At 37.8% G+C, this 20,547-nt stretch carries 15 protein-coding genes and 3 pseudogenes; 11 read left to right on the top strand and 7 right to left on the bottom strand.

Features of this window, described 5'->3' with window-relative positions; genetic code table 11:
* Positions 1-4: 4 nt before the first annotated feature.
* The 4 genes from NSQ77_RS08975 (at position 5) to NSQ77_RS08960 (ending at position 5,199) form a co-directional block, all read left to right on the top strand.
* Positions 5-1,384 (top strand): HAMP domain-containing sensor histidine kinase, encoded by a 1,380-nt coding sequence (locus NSQ77_RS08975; protein WP_339230430.1) that lies wholly within the window; start codon positions 5-7, stop codon positions 1,382-1,384.
* Positions 1,385-1,455: 71 nt separating this feature from the next.
* Positions 1,456-2,520 (top strand): ABC transporter permease, encoded by a 1,065-nt coding sequence (locus tag NSQ77_RS08970; protein WP_339230428.1) that lies wholly within the window; start codon positions 1,456-1,458, stop codon positions 2,518-2,520.
* On the top strand, positions 2,517-3,176 hold the full coding sequence (locus tag NSQ77_RS08965; protein ID WP_339230426.1) for an ABC transporter ATP-binding protein: 660 nt from the start codon (positions 2,517-2,519) through the stop codon (positions 3,174-3,176). The genes NSQ77_RS08970 and NSQ77_RS08965 overlap by 4 nt, the downstream gene beginning before the upstream one ends.
* A 235-nt stretch (positions 3,177-3,411) precedes the next feature.
* Complete coding sequence (locus NSQ77_RS08960; RefSeq protein ID WP_339230425.1) at positions 3,412-5,199, top strand: S9 family peptidase; 1,788 nt, start codon at positions 3,412-3,414, stop codon at positions 5,197-5,199.
* A gap of 43 nt (positions 5,200-5,242) precedes the next feature.
* On the opposite strand, the gene NSQ77_RS08955 is transcribed toward NSQ77_RS08960, so the two are convergent.
* Positions 5,243-5,770, bottom strand: a complete 528-nt coding sequence (locus NSQ77_RS08955; protein WP_339230423.1) for a GNAT family protein — start codon at positions 5,768-5,770, stop codon at positions 5,243-5,245.
* 553 nt (positions 5,771-6,323) lie between these two features.
* Here NSQ77_RS08955 and glmS point away from each other — a divergent pair.
* Both glmS and NSQ77_RS08945 read left to right on the top strand, forming a co-directional pair.
* Positions 6,324-8,126 carry a glutamine--fructose-6-phosphate transaminase (isomerizing) gene (gene glmS / locus NSQ77_RS08950; protein WP_339230422.1) on the top strand — a complete coding sequence of 601 codons (1,803 nt, stop codon included), beginning with the start codon at positions 6,324-6,326 and terminating at the stop codon, positions 8,124-8,126.
* Positions 8,127-8,345: 219 nt separating this feature from the next.
* Positions 8,346-8,510 carry a DEAD/DEAH box helicase family protein gene (locus NSQ77_RS08945; RefSeq protein ID WP_339230420.1) on the top strand — a complete coding sequence of 55 codons (165 nt, stop codon included), beginning with the start codon at positions 8,346-8,348 and terminating at the stop codon, positions 8,508-8,510.
* Positions 8,511-8,581: 71 nt separating this feature from the next.
* Here the strand turns inward: NSQ77_RS08945 and NSQ77_RS08940 are convergent, their stop codons facing one another.
* The 5 genes and pseudogenes from NSQ77_RS08940 to tnpB all read right to left on the bottom strand — a co-directional run bounded on the left by NSQ77_RS08940 (position 8,582) and on the right by tnpB (position 12,377).
* On the bottom strand, positions 8,582-9,058 hold the full coding sequence (locus NSQ77_RS08940; protein ID WP_339230418.1) for a DMT family transporter: 477 nt from the start codon (positions 9,056-9,058) through the stop codon (positions 8,582-8,584).
* 12 nt (positions 9,059-9,070) lie between these two features.
* Positions 9,071-9,499 carry a DMT family transporter gene (locus NSQ77_RS08935; protein ID WP_339230975.1) on the bottom strand — a complete coding sequence of 143 codons (429 nt, stop codon included), beginning with the start codon at positions 9,497-9,499 and terminating at the stop codon, positions 9,071-9,073.
* An 83-nt stretch (positions 9,500-9,582) separates the two neighbouring features.
* Positions 9,583-9,897 carry a metalloregulator ArsR/SmtB family transcription factor gene (locus NSQ77_RS08930; protein ID WP_339230973.1) on the bottom strand — a complete coding sequence of 105 codons (315 nt, stop codon included), beginning with the start codon at positions 9,895-9,897 and terminating at the stop codon, positions 9,583-9,585.
* 58 nt (positions 9,898-9,955) lie between these two features.
* Positions 9,956-10,822 carry a LysR substrate-binding domain-containing protein gene (locus tag NSQ77_RS08925; RefSeq protein WP_339230417.1) on the bottom strand — a complete coding sequence of 289 codons (867 nt, stop codon included), beginning with the start codon at positions 10,820-10,822 and terminating at the stop codon, positions 9,956-9,958.
* A 410-nt stretch (positions 10,823-11,232) separates the two neighbouring features.
* Positions 11,233-12,377: pseudogene (gene tnpB / locus NSQ77_RS08920) on the bottom strand (IS200/IS605 family element RNA-guided endonuclease TnpB).
* 231 nt (positions 12,378-12,608) lie between these two features.
* On the opposite strand from tnpB, the gene NSQ77_RS08915 reads away from it, so the two are divergent.
* From NSQ77_RS08915 to NSQ77_RS08895, 5 genes and pseudogenes are all read left to right on the top strand, one after another.
* Positions 12,609-13,592: an AEC family transporter gene (locus NSQ77_RS08915; RefSeq protein ID WP_339230416.1), complete on the top strand. Its 984-nt coding sequence runs from the start codon at positions 12,609-12,611 to the stop codon at positions 13,590-13,592.
* Between the two features lie 200 nt (positions 13,593-13,792).
* Positions 13,793-14,974, top strand: coding sequence for a MalY/PatB family protein (locus NSQ77_RS08910; RefSeq protein WP_339230414.1), 1,182 nt, complete (start codon positions 13,793-13,795; stop codon positions 14,972-14,974).
* Positions 14,975-15,443: 469 nt separating this feature from the next.
* A complete protein-coding gene (locus NSQ77_RS08905) occupies positions 15,444-16,325 on the top strand; it encodes a YitT family protein (protein WP_339230412.1) in 882 nt (293 codons plus the stop codon).
* 298 nt (positions 16,326-16,623) lie between these two features.
* Positions 16,624-19,227 (top strand): annotated as a pseudogene (gene ppsA, locus NSQ77_RS08900) (phosphoenolpyruvate synthase).
* Between the two features lie 170 nt (positions 19,228-19,397).
* Positions 19,398-19,595: pseudogene (locus tag NSQ77_RS08895) on the top strand (EamA family transporter); the annotation flags it as partial.
* Positions 19,596-19,769: 174 nt separating this feature from the next.
* Here the strand turns inward: NSQ77_RS08895 and NSQ77_RS08890 are convergent.
* Positions 19,770-20,282 (bottom strand): N-acetyltransferase family protein, encoded by a 513-nt coding sequence (locus tag NSQ77_RS08890; protein WP_339230410.1) that lies wholly within the window; start codon positions 20,280-20,282, stop codon positions 19,770-19,772.
* Positions 20,283-20,547 lie beyond the last annotated feature (265 nt).

The following is a 20,547-nucleotide window of genomic DNA, read 5'->3' as shown; positions in this document are numbered from 1 at the left end:
AACGATGCGAACGCTCTACGTAAGGATTATTGTAATGACAATGGTAATTATGATTGCAAGTGCCCTGATCGCATTTGCTGTAACAAATATTTACTATCAGCATTTTTTAAAGCCGGATAATGATGAAAAAGTTACTCATATTGCCAAAAATATTGTAGAACTATTTGAGGAAAATCCAAATCAGTCGATTTCGGACTATTTAACAGCAATGACAGATTTAGGCTACACGTTTTACCTCGTTAGGGACACAGGTATTGCAGAAACCTTTGGTAATCCTTTTTCATCAGAAGAGATGGACCAAAGAGATATCGAGAAAGTATTACGGGGAGAAATCTATCATGGAATTGCAAATTATCCATGGAAGCCCTTTGTAACAGGATTCTTTGACAATGAGGTGAAAAATACAATAGGTGTTCCGGTACAGATAAGTGGGAAAACCCATGCATTATTTGTCAGACCTAATTCCATTCAGCAATTTGGGGAAATGCGGATATTTTTAGCTGTCTTACTTGTTTTAGCATTGCTGTTCAGCTTTCTATTAGTATTAGCAAGCACTCGTTTTATTGTAAAACCAATTAAAACATTGACTGAAGCAACGAGAAAGATTGCTGCTGGAAATTATCATCTAAAGCTTGACGTTAATCGCAAGGATGAGATAGGAAGACTGGCGAGTGATTTTTCAACGATGAGCAGTAGCTTAGCCAAAACAGAAGAAAAGCGTCAAGAGTTTGTATCGAATGTTTCACATGAAATTCAATCGCCGCTCACATCAATTCAAGGATTTTCACAGGCCTTGCAAGAAGAGGATATGTCTGAGGCAGAGCAGCAGCGTTATTTGGCTATTATTGAAAATGAAAGCAAGCGATTATCTGCATTGAGTAAACAGCTTCTTACCTTATCTAATTTAGATAGTGAAGTGAACATCAATGATTTTATTCAGTTTGATATTTCTGAGCAGCTGAGGGAAGTAGTTTTTATGATGGAGTGGCAATGGCGGGAAAAACAAATTGCGATCGAAATAGATACCCATCCAACTACAGTTATAGGTGATCCAAAGCTCTTGCAGCAGGTTTGGGTAAATTTAATTGCCAATGCGATTCGTTATACGGAGCCAAGTGGAAAACTATCGATTCACACAGCAACGGTCAAATCATATGCGCAAATAACGGTAAAGGATACAGGCATTGGTATTAGCGAGACCGATTTACCACAGCTTTTCGAACGCTTTTATAAAGCTGACAAAGCGAGAACAAGAACGGAGGACAGTACTGGATTAGGTCTTTCGATTGTAAAGAAAATTATTGAATTGCATGGTGGAACAATTATGGCAGAAAGTGAGCTTGGAAAAGGTTCTGCATTTATCGTATCGCTTCCTCAGAAGTAATCATTTGTTCATCCTCTGTTCATATTCCTTATGTATGCTTGAAATATGAAATAAATAGAGGAGTGAACAGGATGTTTCTAACTATACGGGAATTAGCTCATGGAAAAATTCGATATGCCTTAATCGGTTTAATTATTATATTAATTGCTAGTCTGATTTTTATTATTTCCGGATTAGCAAAAGGGCTATCTGCAGATAATGCATCGGCTATTCAAAACCTGGAGGTAGATTATATTGTAATGGATGCCGGTGCTGAGCTTGAGATGACAAAGTCGTTTATTTCTAGTAAAAATTTAGATGAAATCGCACAAATTGAAGGTGTTGAACAAGCGAATTCGCTTTCGATTCGGATGATGAATGCTTCTGTTAATGGGACTGATCAGAATGAGGATGTAGCTTTATTTGTGACAGAATCAGATGGCATGCTCTTGCCGCCTGTCCGTGAAGGAAACTCCATTCAGCAACAAGATGAAGTAATTGTGGATGCATCCTTACAGCGGGAAGGTATTAAAATCGGTGATAGGCTAGTATTTGGGGAAGAAAGTGAGTTGGCGGTTGCAGGGTTTACAAATAGCCAGCGCTATAGTCATACACCGGTTGTCTTTGCAGATGGTGGAGAAAATGAAACGATCAATGCCATTACGATTCGTATTGATGAAGCCCGTGCCGGGGAAATCAGAAATGCCATAGGTAACTCATTTGATATGGTGACGAGCGAGGAAGCTCTAAAAGGAATACCGAGCTACTCACAGGAACAAGCCTCCTTAAATATGATGATTGTCTTTCTGTTTGTGATTACGGCATTTGTTCTAGCTGCGTTTTTCTATGTCATTACATTGCAGAAGCGGGATCAATTCGGGGTTCTGAAAGCATTAGGTGCCAAAACGTTGTATCTTTTACAAAATTTAGTAGGGCAAGTTGTACTCATTTCTGTCTTATGTATCGGTATTGCTAGTGGACTAACGCTCGGGATAGCTGCGATTTTACCAGAGGGAATGCCATTTTTATTAACAGCGGAAGGAATGATGCAGACTTCTATTCTTATATTGTTCGTTTCGATTATTGGCGCATTTCTCTCGCTCATCCAAATCGTTAAAATTGATCCAATTGAGGCAATAGAGGGGGCAGGGAAATGACAATCGTAATGGATAATGTATCAAAGGTATATCAGGATGGTCCGAAACCGTTTAAAGCATTGGATTCAATCTCTTTGGAGGTAAAGGAAGGAGAATTTCTTGCAATCATTGGCCCATCTGGCTCTGGTAAAAGTACGATGTTATCCATAGCGGGTGCGCTTTTATCTCCAAGCAGTGGAACTGTTCTGCTTGATGGAGAAAATTTAGCAGACTTATCATCGAAACAAATCACTGCTCGAAGATTAGAGAAAATAGGGTTTGTCTTTCAAGCAGCAAATTTAATACCTTATTTAAAGGTGAAAGATCAATTAAATGTTATTAATAAGCTAGCCAAACAGAAAAACAAAGCAAATGAAGCTGCGCTGTTGAGACATTTTGGTTTAGCCCATCGAGCCGCCAATTACCCAAATGAGCTTTCAGGAGGAGAAAGACAACGGGTAGCCATAGCAAGGGCGCTCACCAATAATCCTAAGCTTATTCTTGCAGATGAGCCAACCGCAAGCCTAGATTCAAAGCGGGGGAGGGACGTTGTGGAAACTCTGGCAAATGAAATCAAATCACGAAGAAAGTCGGGAATTATGGTGACCCATGATGAAAGAGTACTCGATTTATGTGACCGGGTCGTTACGATTCGAGATGGTCGGTTAGAAGAATAGGTTGGAAAAGGAAATGAGCTTGGTGGTTGACCCAGGCTCATTTTTTTCATCTTGTACCAATTCATCCTCAAATCTGAATCGATATTCAACTATTGTTTCTTAGCGATTATTGAATTTGGTACAATAAAACTTAACTACAAACGTTTACGGTAAAGCAATAAATCGTTTATAATAAAAATATCCATTATTTTATGTGTTTTCAGAATAAAATGAGCCAAAATTGAGGAGGAGAAGGATGATTCAATTTCCTAAACCGAAAGTGGAGCAGTTTTTTCGTACGTCCAATATTTATGATTTTACTGTAAGCAGTGATGAGAAGCGGCTTATTTTTAGTTCTAATTTAAATGGAAAAGTTAATTTATGGGCGATTGATTTGCCAAATACATCTCCTTATTTATTTGCACATCATGAGGAATCGACCAATTTTATCAAATTTGATCCAGAAAATCGTTACGTGTTAGCTGGCTATGATAGGGATGGGGATGAGAATTATCAGATCTATGCTATTCCAAGTGAGGGTGGACTTCCACAACCTTTAATAACTGGCGACATAAACGAGAAGTATTTCTACTGTCATTTGAGTGAGGATGGCGAACGAGTCTATTATATGACTTCTGAAGGGAATCCATCATTTTTAAATGCACGTGTACGTAATCTGAAGGATAATTCTGATACATTGCTGAATGCAGGAGAGGTTTCGCCAACATATTTAGCTGCAGTTTCGAACGATGAGGATGCTTTCGTTTATACGCGTATGTTTGCTAATACATATGTAACTGCATTTTTGAAGAAAGGCAATGAAACGCATTATTTAACGCCTGATCAAGAGAAAGTACATGTTGTTTTCAGTCCTGTTTTTACGGATGACCAGACTGTTTATTTCGTGACCAATTATGATAGTGAGTATAATTACCTTGCTAAATTTGATTTAAAAACCAAAACATTTTCCCCTGTCTTTTCCATCGAAAAGGAAAGCATCGCTATAAAATGGGATAAAGAAAATAAAGTGTTTTATTTCCTGACAGAAAAGGGAGTAGAGGATCTGTTTTACCGATTTAACCCTGATACGGAACAGCTTGAGAAATTAGCTTTGCCAGTCGATATAATTGAAAAAGTGCATGTGGCTAAATCGGGCAATCTTTATGTTTTAGGGAGAAGCGCAACACTTCCATTCAATATTTTTACCTCAAAGGACGGAAAGGATTGGAAGCAGCTGACAGATAATCGAGTGCTCGGAATTAACAGAGATGACATGATAGAGCCAGAGGTAATATCGTATAAATCCTTTGATGGGATGGAAATTGAATCACTGCTTTTTAAAGCAAAACCAGAAAACGATAATGGTTACACGATTTTTTGGCCGCATGGCGGCCCACAAGCATCCGAACGCAAGATGTTCCGTGCGATGTTTCAAAGCTTTTTAAACCGCGGCTATACAATCTTTGCGCCGAACTTCCGTGGAAGCACAGGTTATGGTTCTTCTTTTGTTAAATTGGTGGAGCAGGATTGGGGAGAAGGACCACGGTTGGATAATGTTGCAGGGATTGAGTGGCTGTTTGAAAATGGTATTGCAGACCGGGAAAAACTGTTTCTTGTAGGTGGAAGTTATGGTGGATATATGGCGCTGCTACTGCATGGACGCCATCCGGAATATTTCAAAGCAGTCATCGATATTTTTGGACCATCGGATTTGTTTACGTTTGTAAAATCTGTTCCACCACACTGGAAACCAATTATGGATCGCTGGCTTGGTGACCCAGAACGTGATAAAGAGCGTTTTATTAAAGATTCACCTGTTACCTATCTCGATGCGATGACAAAGCCAATGCTTGTTATCCAAGGGGCAAAGGATCCGCGTGTTGTGAAAGAAGAATCGGATCAAATCGTTGCCAAACTAGAAGCAAAAGGACGTGAAGTCGAATACCTCGTGCTTGAGGATGAAGGTCATGGCTTCTCGAAAAAAGAAAATGAAATTAAAGTATATAGCCTTATGCTGGAATTTATGGAGAAGCATCAAGGGTAAAACGACATGCTATTTACTTCTCTTGTTAACCTATGTGCTTTGGTTAGCAAGAGAAGTTTTTATTTGTCCATTTATAATAAACAAACGTTAGCTTCTGGCTATTTATTTCAAACATTGCTTCGTCGGACCCTATATAAGCAAATCCACTTTTCTCTAAAATCACTCTAGATGCCACATTATTGGTTGTTGTTTTGGCGTGAATCTGTTGGATATTCTGATTGTCCGCGACGTTTTCTAATAATAATTGCAATGCTTTTTTAGCAACACCTTTGCCAGTATAGTTTTTGCCCACACGGTAACCTAGATGAGTTTCTTTTTGAGCCGCGTCAATATCGACTAGATTAATCCTGCCAAGAATCACATGATACTGATCTTTTATTAGGTAAAAATGCGAATTGCCCCGTGTTTGTTCTTCCAGTAATGCTTTATGATTACTTTTAAAAACCTCTGGCTTATAATAGTCGTCACCTCTAGAGGGTACTGTTTTCTCAAAGTAATCTCTGTTATCCAGTTCAAATCTGAATAAAGCGTCAGCGTCCGTAGCTTTTAATTTTTCAATTAATATTTCCATCCACAAATCTCCTGTTTTTCATTATGTTTTTATTATAACGAATAATGAGGTTAATTCTCTAATTTAAAAATTGCATGGATTATGTATTGCTTTTCGAACAAAATAAAGCAGTAAGGAACTTTATTACACCCACCAACATAAGCTAATCAATAACTCCTTCTTAAAATTTGGAGGGGAAGTATTGACCAAAGTTAATAGTTTCAGTTAAAATGAAGAGTGTTCTTTTGGATTTTATCCAAGCAGAACAAATCACTCAACTATAGAAAGGAGCATAGAGGTTACAGAAGGAATAAAAAGCGCCAGGACTATTTTTCGGGACGATGAAGAAAAATAGTTGACGAGGTTGGAGGTTATCGAAGTTTCGGCGGGTGCCTCCCGGTTGCACATCTCAATCGTATCGCTTTATCTCTAAAACAATGAGGCGACTTATTGGACAAAAGGGTAAAGCAAGGTGTCCACTATAAAATACACGAGAGAGGGGTAGAAAGACGCCCCTTGTACAGCAAATAAACAGGTTCGTTTTGTCTGCCCCTTATTTTAGGAGGACAACATTATGTGCGGAATTGTAGGATATATCGGACAAAATGATACGAAAGAAGTTTTATTAAACGGACTGGAAAAGCTGGAATACAGAGGATATGACTCTGCTGGTATTGCTATCCTGAATGAAGAAGGAATTAACCTGACCAAGGTAAAAGGCCGTATTGCGGCACTGCGTGAACGTGTGGATAGCTCTATTGAAGCAACAATGGGAATTGGCCACACAAGATGGGCAACACATGGTGTGCCAAGCATCACGAACGCACACCCACATCAAAGTGGGTCAGGCAGATTTACCCTTGTTCATAATGGAGTTATTGAAAACTACAATGATCTGAAAAAAGAATACCTTCAAGATGTTAGTTTTGTAAGTGATACGGATACAGAAGTAGTTGTACAATTGATTGATAAGCTTTATCAAAAACATCAGGATACGGTTGAGGCATTTCGTGAAGCGATGCGTTTATTAAAAGGTTCTTATGCGATTGGTCTAATCGACGTAGAGGATCACGAGACACTGTATGTTTCCAAAAACAAAAGTCCGCTTTTAGTTGGTTTAGGAGATGGATTTAATCTTGTTGCAAGCGACGCTATGGCAACATTAAAGGAAACAGACCAATACCTTGAAATTTTTGATAAAGAAATTGTACTTGTAAATCGCAACTTTGTTGAAGTGCAAACACTGGAAGGTTCTGTTGTGGAACGCAAAGCCTACACTGCTGAAATTGATGCAAGTGATACAGAGAAGGGCACGTATGCCCATTACATGTTGAAGGAAATCGATGAGCAGCCAATTGTGATGCGTAACATCATCAAGAACTATCAAAATGAAAACAATGAACTGAAGCTTGATGCAGATATCCGCAGTGCAATGAAAGCGGCCGACCGCATTTATATTATTGCGGCGGGCACAAGCTACCATGCAGGCTTAGTTGGAAAAGAACTCATTGAGAAGCTAGCAAACATTCCAGTGGAAGTTCATGTTGCAAGTGAATTTTCATATAATACACCATTGTTATCCGAGAAACCACTATTTGTATTTATCTCACAAAGTGGTGAAACAGCTGATAGCCGTGCCGTTTTAGTTAAAATAAAAGAAATGGGCCACCCGGCATTAACCATTACAAATGTGCCAGGATCCACCCTTTCTCGTGAAGCGGACCATACATTGCATTTATATGCAGGTCCCGAAATTGCTGTAGCGTCAACAAAAGCCTACACTGCTCAAATTGCAGTACTTGCTATTTTGGCAGTTGATACAGCAAATGTAAAAGGAATCAAGTTGGACTTCGACCCATTACAAGAGCTTGCTATTGTTGCAACAGCAATGGAAACTCTAACAGGTCAGAAGGAAGAAATTGAACAATTAGCAAGAGATTACTTTGAAACAACTCGTAATGCCTTCTTTATTGGCAGAAGTGGTGACTACAATGTTTCATTAGAAGCTGCGTTGAAGCTGAAAGAAATCTCCTATATCCAAGCAGAAGGATTTGCTGGTGGAGAGTTGAAACATGGAACGATCGCCCTTATCGAAGAGGGAACTCCGGTAATCGCACTTGCTACACAAGAAAATGTGAATTACTCGATTCGCAGTAATGTGCAGGAAGTAGTTGCCCGTGGTGCAAACGCAATGATCATCAGCATGAAAGGCTTAGAAGAAGACGAAGATAGCTTTGTGCTGCCACATGTGAATGAGCTCTTAACACCGCTTGTCAGTGTAATTCCAATGCAATTATTAGCTTATTACGCTGCTCTTCATCGCGGCTGTGATGTTGATAAGCCGAGGAATTTAGCTAAGAGTGTGACGGTGGAGTAAGATGGCACTTGTCTTTCTATAACTCTTGTAGTTATCAAAATACCCTTAATAAACGCACGAAGAAATACCTCTTTGGATATAATTATCCAAAGAGGTATTTCTTATCCGAGAAAATAGGAACATCTATAAATCAACGAGATAATTTTTATGCAAGCATTCCCTGGAAAAATTCAGTTTTGCTAGCCACGGCGGGGTTATCAAGTTGAGGTGCTGAAGCATTTGGACGGGTATCTTCATCTCGTTGCATCTACTGGATCGGGAAAAACAGTGCTTGGACTGGAAATTATGCTCTATCCAAATAAACCGACATTAATTGTTGCACCGACCTTAGCAATCCGGAACCAATGGGTAAGTGGTGGCTTTGAAATAAAGATCGATTTATAATAATGTTTGATAAAAAATCCCGCTCAACATAAAAAGTGCTCCAACGTTAGTAACGGATGGAGCACTATAAATTAGTTAATTATGTCTGCATTTGCTTCTTCATTTGAGCGCATATTTCCTTTATAGATAAAATAAAGCGCAATAATCATAAATAGTAATGCAAACCAACGCTTCATATCGAGAGGGATGACCAAGCTATTAAACCAACCAAAGTGATCGATTACTATTCCAATAACTAGTTGCCCGATGATAACCGTAATACTAGTTGCAATAATACCAATTTTGGGGACTGCAAAAACGTTAAAAAGTAAGAATAGCACTCCTAAAAATACCGCACTTAATTGCCAAATAGGTACTTCAAAAATAGCGAATAAATTTCCTTGTCCAAAGAAAAGAATAACTATAGCTAAAAACATAGTACCAGTTATAAAAGTTAAAAATGTAGTTTCAATTGTTCCTGCCTTTCGGCTAAATGTACCATTGACAGCTGATTGTGCGCTCAATGCGATACCACCAAGTAAAGTGAATAGAATCATTATTATACCCATTATTTAAACCTCCTAATTAACTAATATAAGCGCTACGATCATTGATATAACAGCAAATATCTTTTCTTTATTAATTCTCGTTTTTTTACTTCCGAGCCAACCATAATGCTCAATAACCATACTCATTATTAATTGACCAATAATGACAGCAACCATAGTTATACCAACACCAACAAATGGAACACTAATTACTATTGCTGTTAAATACACAACTCCTAAAGCACCTCCAAGTAGTGTCCACTTCGGTGCTTTAGCCACATGTGAAATTTTGCCTTTACCAAAAAATAGCCATAGTAAACCCAGGATAATTGCACCCACAAAAAAATTATAAAAACTGGTTTCGAGCTGGCCAATTGTTTTACCTAGTTCGCCATAAATAGCACCTTCAAAACTAAGGGCTACTCCTGCTAATAAAGCAAATAAATATGCAATATAACGTATCATTTAATTACTCCTAACATCTTATATTTATATATCTAGAATTATCGATATAAAAAAAGAAAAAATAACGAAAATCATGCTAATTAGATTTCCGTCATAAAATATTCACCGATCTGACGAATGGCTTCTTCATCTCTTCTATAATAAGTCCACTTACCATAACGAACAGATTCGAGCAATCCGGCTTTCTGCATCAAATTTAAGTAGTGAGACACCGTAGATTGAGAAGTTTTAGCTTTTTCTTGTATGTCTCCAACGCATACTCCACCTTTATAACTAACTTCCTTTGGCAGGTGAGCGCCTTGTTTAGGAAAGTGCTTCTCCGGTTCTTTTAACCACTGTAAGATGTTAAGCCGAGTTTCATTAGATAATGCTTTAAATACATCGATAGGTTCCATAAGTTTCATTATATCTATTTATCTCGATATGTCAAACCTTGAAAGCGGCGAAAAATTGTTAAGTATTAAAAAGCTCCAAAAAGTTTTTTGCTGGGGTAGACAAGTAACGGTGTTTCATCCAAATTATCACTATTCTTGTTACAAGTGACTCTTCTTTGATTTCTCTAAAATTAAGTTTCACATCTGATATTAATGAACACGCATCTCTTGGTAGGATAGCTATTCCCATTCCCATATTTGCCCAGTTTAACATGGATCTTGTATCATCTATTCCGCATATAACCCTAGGTTCAAAACCAGCCTTCCAACAAGCTTCTTCAATATTATTTGCAAATCTGTTGTAGACAAGCAAAGGTTTACCTTCAAATTCCTTTAAATTATCTATGCAGCCTTCGTCACCTTTCCAGAATAAGTCTGATGCACCAGCCATCATGGGTTCATACGGTAGGTCAATACATTCGAAGGTATCCAGATTAAATGGTGTGCGAACAATCCCAATTTCAATAATTCCATCTTTGACCCATTCAATAATTTCAAATGCACTGCTTTCTTTAATTCGAAAATCAACACCAGGATAATTCTCATGAAATCTTTGTATTTTTATTGGTAGCATTGTTTCTCCTACTGAAGATATTGTACCTATGGAGAGCGTGCCTAGTTGTCCCGCTTTTATATCTTTTAATTCCTTTTCAGTCCTCTCAAAAAGTTCTATGATCTGTCTAGCCCTATTTTGAAGAAGTTTTCCAGCATCCGTAATCTGTATTTTACGTGTATTCCTTTCAATCAGCACGAGTCCTAATTCTTCCTCTAACAGTTTAAGCTGATGGCTAAGGGGTGGTTGAGCAATATGGAGTCTTTTTGCTGCTTTTGTAATATTGCCCTCTTCAGCAATTGCCAAAAAATATGTCAGTTGTCTTATATCCATAACGAACTCCCTAATTGATTTATATTTTTACAATATAAATATAATACGAAATATGTATTTTTTGTATATATTTTATCCTGTTACAATTATATTTGAAATATGAAATATGAAATATGAAATATATCAATAACGCTCTATTCGTTAATAGTTAATGAGGTCTGAATATTAACCACATTGCGAATGATAATATTGATGAAAGGTTGGTTATAGTTTTGAAAACTATTCGTATAAATCAGGCATTTCAAATGCCTTGCACATAATCAACGCACTAAAACACTTTTTGAACCTCTCATGACTGAGTCACGAGATTCTTGAGAATAGAGCATACTTGATTCATAGTGGCATGCACCATCATCAGCGGTTTCTCTTATTTACCAAGCTAACCCCGGAGTACCTACGGTTTTTTTCAGCTATAGCGATGTTAAAGCATGCAATCTTAACCCTTCAGCGAGAATGTTCTTACTAGCATTGATATCACGGTCATGATGAGCATGACAAACAGGGCATGTCCATTCTCGAATATGGAGGGCTTTCTTACCATCTTTGTGCTCGCACTCGGAACAAATCTGACTGGAGGGAAACCATCGGTCGACTTTGATGATGTCGCGACCATACCAGTCAGCTTTGTATTGTAACTTTGCTACAAAGCTAGACCATGATACATCCGATATGCTTTTGGATAATTTATGATTACGCAACATCCCTTTTGTGTTTAAGTCTTCGATACAGATGATATCGTGGTTTTTGGCAATCGTTGTACTCAACTTATTCAGGAAGTCATTACGTTGGTTCGCCACTTTTTCGTGCAATCGAGCAACTCTCTTTTTTTGCTTTTGATAGTTTTTCGCCTCTGACAGATGGATCCCATTTTTTTTGGCAACTAACGCACGCCTTGATAACTTTCGTTGTTCACGCTTCAGCTTCTTTTCCATTTTGGAAGTAAATCGATTATTATCCATTTTTTGTCCATCCGAAAGAATCGCAAAATCCGTAATGCCTAAATCAATACCAATTGCTGCATCTGTTTTATCAAGCTTGTCGATTTCTTCTTCACAAAGAATCGATACGAAAAATTTACCACTTGGACTTTTGCGAATCGTAGCGTTAAGGAAACGACCTTTCAGCTCTTTACTTTTAGCAAACTTAACGAGACCTAATTTGGGTAATTTTAAGTAGTTTTCTTTTATTTAATGTTATGGTTTGTTTCTTTGGTGGTGTAGCTTTGAACAGGGTGCGTTTTACTTTTGAACTGGGGATGATTGTTTTGCTTTTTAAAAAACCGTGAAAAAGAGTCCGCAAGATTTTCCAAAGAGGATTGAAGGGCAATACTATCGACTTCTTTCAGCCAACACGTTGCTTCTTCTTTTTTCATTTGAGGAAGTAAAGCGGAACAGGAGTGATAGGACAGTCCTTTACCTGTTTCAGCATAAGCAGTATTCCAAAGGTGAAGAAAGTGATTGTAGACAAACCTGGAACAGCCGATGGTTTTGACAATTAAAATGGCTTGTTCTTTCGTTGGATAGATACGAAACTTGTAAGCTTTGTGTCGTAGCACGATATTCACCTCACTTTATAGAAGACACTTGTACACTATCTTAACACACATGTATTGGTGAAAATACAGATACAAAAGTAATTAACAATTATTTAATTTTATTCCGTGCCGGTTGATTACCATAGCTGAAGCCATGCCTCAACCGATGCCGATTCATCTGCATGACTAAAGTCGCGAGTATTCCCGGCTGATTTATAAAAAGAATACCTAAAGAAATGTTGGTGATCATCCTTGCAAGTTGTCATTGATCTTATTTTACCTGTATTTGCCGTTATTGCTATTGGTTTTATAGCTGGCAAAACAAAGATTGTTTCTGCCAATGGAGCGAAAACATTAAACGATTATGTCTTATACATCACCTTGCCAGCCCTTTTATTTCATGCGGTAGCAACAGCACCTCTTTCACACCTCACAAACTGGGATTTTTTGTTCGCCAATTTGTTTGGCATCATTGGAGCCTTTTTAATCACCGTTTTTGTCGTTCGCTTCGTGTTTAAGAAACGGTCTGCCGCATTATCTCTTTATGGTATGAATGCTTCCTATGGAACATCGGGGTTTATGGGCATACCATTATTAATCGTGGCCTTTGGTCAAGAAGCAGCCTTGCCCTCCGCCATAGCAACAGTTATTCATAACATTCCTGTTATAGCAGTCGTGATTCTTACTTTTGAATGGAGTCGGGCAAAGAGACAAACTGATGATCAAGGGACATGGGATTTTTTAAAAAGCGTGTTCAAGCCTGTTCTTCTTCATCCTATTATGATATCAGTCATTTTAGGTCTCGTATTTGCGTTAGCAAGGATCCCGCTACCCAATTCATTAAATATTTTTACGGGATTTTTGGCAGATGCAACAGGACCAACAGCTCTATTTGCGATTGGATTAGCATTAGTCAATCAAAAAGAGGCTTTACAGTGGTCCAGTATCATGAATAAAGAAATTCATTTTCTCATTGTCATCAAGACTGTACTTCAACCGTTGTTAACTATTATTTTGGTTTTATTTGTTTTCGATTTGGATCCGTTATGGGCGATTACAGCCATTCTTATGTCAGCTTTACCGATTGGTCCTGTTACGTTTGTTTTAGCCCAAAAATACGAATCTATAACGAAGGAAACGATGATAGGAATTGTTTTGTCTTTACTTATTTCAGTGATTACAATCTCCCTTCTATTTGTCTTTTTAATTGATTATTATTCCATACCAACTCCTTGATCATGGAATGAGATTAATGGGTCCCATTCGTTAAGCACTTCTATGGGACTCTAATTGTTGTTTATGTTGACATTGATAATTGATGATAAAAAATAACAGGTTGAAACTCTTATTAAAGCTCTGCGACTGAATTGATGAAACCATATGCAATTCCTGTAGGTTATGATAACGCTAGAAAAAAGAAAGAGGGGTAGATGGTAATGAACGTATTTGAAAATGTAATTGATAGAAGAAATACGCGTTCCGTTAAGTGGGACACGATGGAGTCCATTTTTGGAGTTGATGACGCATCTGATATTTTGCCGATGTGGATTGCTGATATGGATTTTGCTGCTCCAAAAGTCGTTATTGATGCCATGCAAAAATGTCTCAATCACGGAGTTTTCGGATACTCTTATTTTAACGAAACTTGTAAAGATGCTATCCGTCTCTGGCTTGAAAATCGTCATGCATGGCAAACGCAAAACGATTGGATGTTAGTTCACCATGGGGTTGTTCCAGCGATTGCTTCAGTAATTGAAGCGTTTACAGCAAAAGGAGATGGCATTCTAGTCACAGCACCCGTCTATCCGCCTTTTTCCCAAGTTCCTATTAGAATGCAACGAACACTAGTTGAATGCGTCATGAAAGAAAAAGATGGTAATTATTCAATCGATTTTGTAGAATTTGAGAAAGCTTTGCAACAAAATGTGAAATTGTTTGTTTTATGTAACCCACATAATCCAGGAGGAATTGTTTGGACAGAAAAAGAATTAAAAAAAATAATTGAACTTTGTACAAAATATGACGTTCTTATCTTATCAGATGAAATCCATGCAGACCTTGTCTTTCCTGGAAATAAACATATTGCGCTCGCCACAATCGCGGAGGAAGAAGCGAAGCGTATCATTACCTGTATTGCCCCGACAAAAACATTCAATCTTGCGGGCCTCCAAGTGGCTATCATCATTTCCCCTGATGCAAAAGTTAGGGAAAAACTCGAACAAAATTTATTGGCGCATGGACAGATGGGGGTTAACCGACTTAGCCCATTTGCTGCTTCAGCGTTAAAAGCTGCATACGAAGAGGGAGGACCTTGGCTTCAAGAACTGCTTGGAATCATAACCTCGAATATGGATTATGTTATCGAAGAGTTAACAGAAAAAGTCCCCGGAATAAAAATAAACAAACCGCAAGCCACTTATTTGCTTTGGATTGACTATCGAAATACTGGACTTTCTGAAGAGGAAATAATGAGTAAATTATTGGGTAAAGGAAAACTTGCGTTGGAACCGGGCACCAAATATGGTGAGGCTGGTAATGGATTTCTTCGCATGAATATAGCATGTGCGCCTTCACGCTTGAAAGATGGAGTCCGGCGTTTTATCACGGCACTATCATAAGTAAATTGTGATGTAGGCATCTTATTTTAAGGGCTGTGGCAGGAACAGTAGTATTGAGCAGTGCTTTAAATAAACAAAGTAAACCGTAAAATTATCTTCCGCAAAAGAGCACCATTGTAAAACAACTGCCAATTCAAGCAATACACAGCTTATATAATCCAATTCGATCTAATGCCGGCTAGATCCATTATCAGGGTCTAGCTCTCTTTTATTAAATATCCCTTCCATCATCCTTTCACCAAACCATTTTTTAATACACCAGCAATATTTTAACTGCAGAATACGAAATAGGTTTCGAAGTAAATTATAGATAATGGTTTCCTCTATTATCTATCAGACATACATATTAAGGTCTTTCACAATAATGACAGTTAAATAATAATGCAATCGGGCGATTAAATAATACCATAACAATCTAAAGTGTGATTAAATAAGGAAATAGAAAAATTGTTTGGAAAGAGGAAAGTAAATGAATACAAATACAAACACAAAGCAGAAAAGAACCATAATATTTAAAAAGGTATTACGTGCATTAGCAGTTGCTATAGGAGCTTTTATAACAGCATATGGTCTAGAATCGGTTCTGATCCCAAACAACGTTTCAGATGGTGGTGTGACGGGTTTGAGTATAGTTGGTTCACAATTATTCGGATTACCCCTTGGAGTTCTAATTGCGATATTGAATATCCCGTTCGTATTTTTGGGCTATAAGCAAATCGGTAAAAGCTTTGCAATTTACTCTGTTATTGGTATTGCTACACTTGCATTTGGGACAAGCATTATGCACCATATACCAATTATAGTTCAAGGAGATACATTGTTAGTGACCGTTGTCGGTGGTATTATCATTGGCTTTGGTATGGGATTAGCATTACGAAATGGCGGCGCATTAGATGGTATTGATATGTTAGCGGTATTGCTATCCCGAAAATTGCCATTTGGAACAAGTGACCTTATTCTATTTTTAAATATGTTTGTTTTTATAGTGGTATCAACTGTTTTTGGGTTACAAGGGGCTTTCTTGTCAGGAATAGCTTATTTTATTGCTTCTAAAGTGATTCATATAGTTGAGGAAGGTTTAAGTGGTTCTAAAACCTATAAAATTATCACTAGTCAGCCGGATTTAATGGTGGAAACCATACGTGACCGTTTAGGTCGCAGTGCAACCTATAATCTGGTTGAAGGCGGTTATACAAATGAAAAATTTAAAGAAATTACGTGTATTATTAACCGTTTAGAGGATAGTAAAATGAAAGAGATTATTAACGAGATCGACAAACATGCTTTTATAGCTGTGTATGATGTAGCAGAAGTTAAAGGCGGCAGTTTCAAGAAAAAAGACATTCATTAATAAAGGTTTTTGTTTTCAAAAACAATACAAATACAGGCTGGATCCTTTACTGGATTCAGTTTTTTTATGTATTCAATAAGCGTTCATCTCTTGATTGAAAAGGTTGCTATTTATTGTGGAATCAAAGGTGTATGATCTGACTTTTGAGATGGTACATCGGGGCAATAGCTAACTTTACAGGAAAGCCTAACTCTTCCCAATTAAATTATAGCATATAAAAAAAGGTAATTATAGACTGTTTCTTCTTATATACTACTGCTAAAATCAATAGAACAATACTGGTTAGGAGTGATGTGGAATGAGCTCTTTGGTTATCAGTTTTCAAGACATGGGGAAAACAGAGCATTTGCTTGTAGGCGGTAAAGGATTAAATTTAGGTGAATTATCAAAAATCCAAGGAATACAAGTTCCAGAAGGTTTTTGTATTACAACGGCAGGATACCAAATGGCCATTGAACAAAATGAAATGTTTCAAGCATTGTTGGATCAACTAACGGTGTTAAACGTAGAGGAACGTCATCAAATTAGTAAAATCAGCAGCAAGATTCGACAAGTTATTATGGACGTAGATATTCCTGCCGATGTAGTAAGCGCAGTTGCTGATTCTCTTTCCGAGTTTGGTGAGAACCACGCTTATGCAGTGCGTTCTAGCGCAACAGCTGAAGACTTGCCTCATGCCTCCTTTGCTGGACAACAAGATACCTATCTAAATATTAAAGGGATAGATGCGATTTTACAGCATATTAGTAAGTGCTGGGCTTCGCTGTTTACGGATCGGGCAGTGATATACCGAATGAAAAATGGATTTGACCATAGTAAAGTTTCTTTATCCGTTATTATCCAAAGGATGATTTTCCCTCGGGCTTCTGGGATTTTGTTTACTGCTGATCCGATTACCTCGAATCGAAAGCTATTATCAATCGATGCTAGTTTTGGGCTTGGAGAAGCGTTAGTCTCTGGGCTAGTATCTCCTGATAATTATAAGGTACAGGAAGAAAAAATCGTCGAAAAGATGATAGGGACTAAGAACATGGCTATCTATGGCCGGGAGGATGGAGGAACTGAGACACAGCAGATTGACCTGGATCAGCAGAAGTCACAAACACTAACAGACCAGCAAATTTTACAATTAGCACATATAGGAAGAAAGATTGAAGCTCATTTTGGAAGCCCGCAAGACATCGAGTGGTGTTTAGCAGAGGATACATTTTATATTGTCCAGAGTCGGCCAATCACAACTTTGTATCCCATCCCTGAAGCAGGTGAGACCCAAGGAAACCGCGTTTATGTATCTGTTGGTCATCAACAAATGATGACAGACCCTATGAAACCATTGGGATTGTCTCTTTTCCTGTTAACAACACCTGCACCCATGCGTAAAGCTGGTGGAAGGCTGTTTGTTGATGTAACACCTATGTTGGCTTCACCTGCAAGCAGAAAAATGATAATAGATAACTTAGGAAAATCTGACCCGCTCATAAAAGACGCGCTCATGAAAATAGTAGATCGAGAAGATTTTATAAAAACGTCCCCAGATACTGAAAAAAGTCTGAGTCCTGACAAACCTCAAGATCTCTCTGATGCCCAGGCACAAATTGGAAACGATCCAACAATCGTTACGGAATTGATTAAAAAAAACCAGTTATCGCTAGAAGAGCTGAAGCAAAACATCCAAACAAAATCAGGTGCGGATTTATTTGATTTTATTCTGGAAGATATCCAGGAGCTGAGAAGGGTTTTATTTGAAGGTATGAGTGTGATTATAGCTGCGCTGGATGCCACAACATGGATTAATGAGAAAATGAACGAGTGGTTAGGAGAAACAAACGCAGGGGACACACTTTCTCAATCCGTACCAAACAATATTACTTCAGAAATGGGTCTCGCATTATTGGATGTCGCAGATGCGATTCGTCCTTATCCAGAAGTGATTAATTATTTAAGACATGCAAAAACAGAAAACTTTTTAGATGAACTGATTAACCTTGAAGGCGGACAAATTGCCCAAGATGCAATAACAGCTTATCTTAACAAATATGGCATGAGATGTGCCGGAGAAATTGATATAACGAGAAGTCGATGGAGCGAAAAACCAACTACACTTATTCCTATGATTTTAGGGAATATCAAAAACTTTAAGCCGAATGCTAGTCAGCAGAAATTTGAGCAGGGGCGAAAAGAGGCTTTAGAAAAAGAACAAGCTTTATTAGAACAATTGGAGCAACTGCCGAACGGAGAACAAAAAGCTAAAGAGACGAAACGAAATATCGACCTAATTCGGAATTTCAGCGGGTTTAGGGAATACCCTAAATACGGTATGGTGAATCGCTATTTCATTTACAAGCAGGCATTATGGAAAGAAGCGGAACAACTCGTACAAGCGGGGGTTATTTAAGGAAAAGAAGATATATCCTATCTTACTTTTGAAGAACTTGAAGAAGTAGTCCGCACAAATAAACTGGATTACCAAATCATTGACAAACGAAAAGAAGCGCACAAATTATTTGAAAAATTAACCCCGCCACGTGTTATTACTTCTGATGGTGAAATCATTACTGGTGAATACAAACGAGAAAATCTCCCAGCTGGAGCTATTGTCGGCCTGCCAGTTTCCTCAGGAGTTATCGAGGGGCGAGCACGTGTCATTTTAAACATGGAAGATGCTGATTTAGAAGAAGGAGATATATTGGTTACATCCTTTACGGACCCTAGCTGGACACCGTTATTTGTATCCATTAAAGGCCTGGTCACTGAAGTAGGTGGGCTGATGACCCACGGTGCGGTTGTCGCACGTGAATATGGCTTGCCAGCAGTCGTGGGAGTAGAAAATGCTACAAAAATAATAAAAGATGGGCAGCGAATTCTTGTTAATGGAACGGAAGGGTATATTCAAGTATTGTAATTTCTGTATGTGCCTTAATTATCCACAAAGTGGGTACCTATGACTTGTTAGCAGAGCAGATGTGCAAAGGGTATTTCATGTGATTTATCCTAAATCAATACAAATTCAGGCTGGATCCTTTAGCGGGTTCAGTCTTTTTTATCAACCCTAGCACTGATATCAGGAAAACAGGATTTTGTTTGTTCTTCTTTGGTATGGCAAATTTAAAAGGGCAAAGTATAGCGTTGTTAAGTTATGTTGATCCTTTTGTAGCTATTTTAATCTCCGGAATCATCTTACACGAGCAATTTACACTGTTACAAATTATAGATGGAGTACTTTTATTAGGTTCCACCTTTGTTAGTGAAATGCGGTTCTGCAGAATCTAAGGGACATAAATAAAAGTCATAATGCTTGTGAAATACAGTTCTGTATAGAAAGACTCCGTTTTGATTAGTCTTTTTCAAAACGGAGTCTTTTCATTTAAACATTGTAAGGAAAAGGGGGGAGATGCTTTGATCAAACATTACGAAATAATTGTTAGCCATTATATAATGAATGCTTTATTCCTCTATAGGATTTTCAGGTCCATTCAGCTCTAATTGATAAAAGGCCAAGTCAATCCATTTATTGAATTTAAAACCTGCTTTTTCAATTGTACCTGAATAAACAAAGCCAAAATTTTTGTGCATAGCAATGCTTTTTTCATTTGCTGCATCAATACCAGCAACCAATGTCATATATTCTCTTTCTTTAGCAATAGCAATTAACTCTATCATCAAGGAAGTCCCAATCCCTTTTTTTCGGTATTCCCTATTTACATAAACGGAATGTTCAATTGTATATTTATAAGCCGCCCATGCTCTAAAAGGACCAAATGTTGCAAAACCAGCGACTTTATTATCTTGTTCGCACACTAAGATTGGGTAACCATCCTCCATCTTTTGTTCGTACCATTGTTTTCTGCTTTCAAGCGTTTGGGGTTTATAGGCATATACAGCAGTAGAATGAAGAATGGCATCATTATAGATATGTAAAATGTCCATTAAATCTTTTTCAGTTGCTTCCCTAATCATGTTGTTCTTCCTCTCGTAATAAATGTTTACTTATCTTTTTATTTTAGAACGCTTTGCCCTAAACGTAAAATCCTTACAATTATAAACCTTTATTTCGTAAACTGGAAAATGCATGTGGAAGATTTCTCTAAAATATTTAAATTCAATAGTGCATAGAGAGCTTGCCATTAAGTCTACTAAGTATTCCTAAACCGAGGAATTCTCCTGAATTTCCCCGACGTTTCTTTATTAACAAATAATCATAAGTATTGTTCCAGGTAATAGA

Source organism: Oceanobacillus sp. FSL K6-2867, assembly GCF_037963145.1.
Classification (GTDB): domain Bacteria; phylum Bacillota; class Bacilli; order Bacillales; family Amphibacillaceae; genus Oceanobacillus.
Note: the sequence above shows the minus strand (reverse complement) of the source record. Positions and strands in the feature narration are given on the sequence as shown.

Bases quoted from the DNA above. Each gene is read 5' to 3' on its own strand.
- NSQ77_RS08890 (WP_339230410.1), bottom strand. From the start codon at position 20,282: ATGATTAGGGAAGCAACTGAAAAAGATTTAATGGACATTTTACATATC.
- NSQ77_RS08940 (WP_339230418.1), bottom strand. From the start codon at position 9,058: ATGGGTATAATAATGATTCTATTCACTTTACTTGGTGGTATCGCATTG.
- NSQ77_RS08970 (WP_339230428.1), top strand. From the start codon at position 1,456: ATGTTTCTAACTATACGGGAATTAGCTCATGGAAAAATTCGATATGCC.
- NSQ77_RS08930 (WP_339230973.1), bottom strand. From the start codon at position 9,897: ATGGAACCTATCGATGTATTTAAAGCATTATCTAATGAAACTCGGCTT.
- NSQ77_RS08955 (WP_339230423.1), bottom strand. From the start codon at position 5,770: ATGGAAATATTAATTGAAAAATTAAAAGCTACGGACGCTGACGCTTTA.
- NSQ77_RS08925 (WP_339230417.1), bottom strand. From the start codon at position 10,822: ATGGATATAAGACAACTGACATATTTTTTGGCAATTGCTGAAGAGGGC.
- NSQ77_RS08910 (WP_339230414.1), top strand. From the start codon at position 13,793: ATGAACGTATTTGAAAATGTAATTGATAGAAGAAATACGCGTTCCGTT.
- NSQ77_RS08965 (WP_339230426.1), top strand. From the start codon at position 2,517: ATGACAATCGTAATGGATAATGTATCAAAGGTATATCAGGATGGTCCG.
- NSQ77_RS08960 (WP_339230425.1), top strand. From the start codon at position 3,412: ATGATTCAATTTCCTAAACCGAAAGTGGAGCAGTTTTTTCGTACGTCC.
- NSQ77_RS08905 (WP_339230412.1), top strand. From the start codon at position 15,444: ATGAATACAAATACAAACACAAAGCAGAAAAGAACCATAATATTTAAA.
- NSQ77_RS08975 (WP_339230430.1), top strand. From the start codon at position 5: ATGCGAACGCTCTACGTAAGGATTATTGTAATGACAATGGTAATTATG.
- glmS (WP_339230422.1), top strand. From the start codon at position 6,324: ATGTGCGGAATTGTAGGATATATCGGACAAAATGATACGAAAGAAGTT.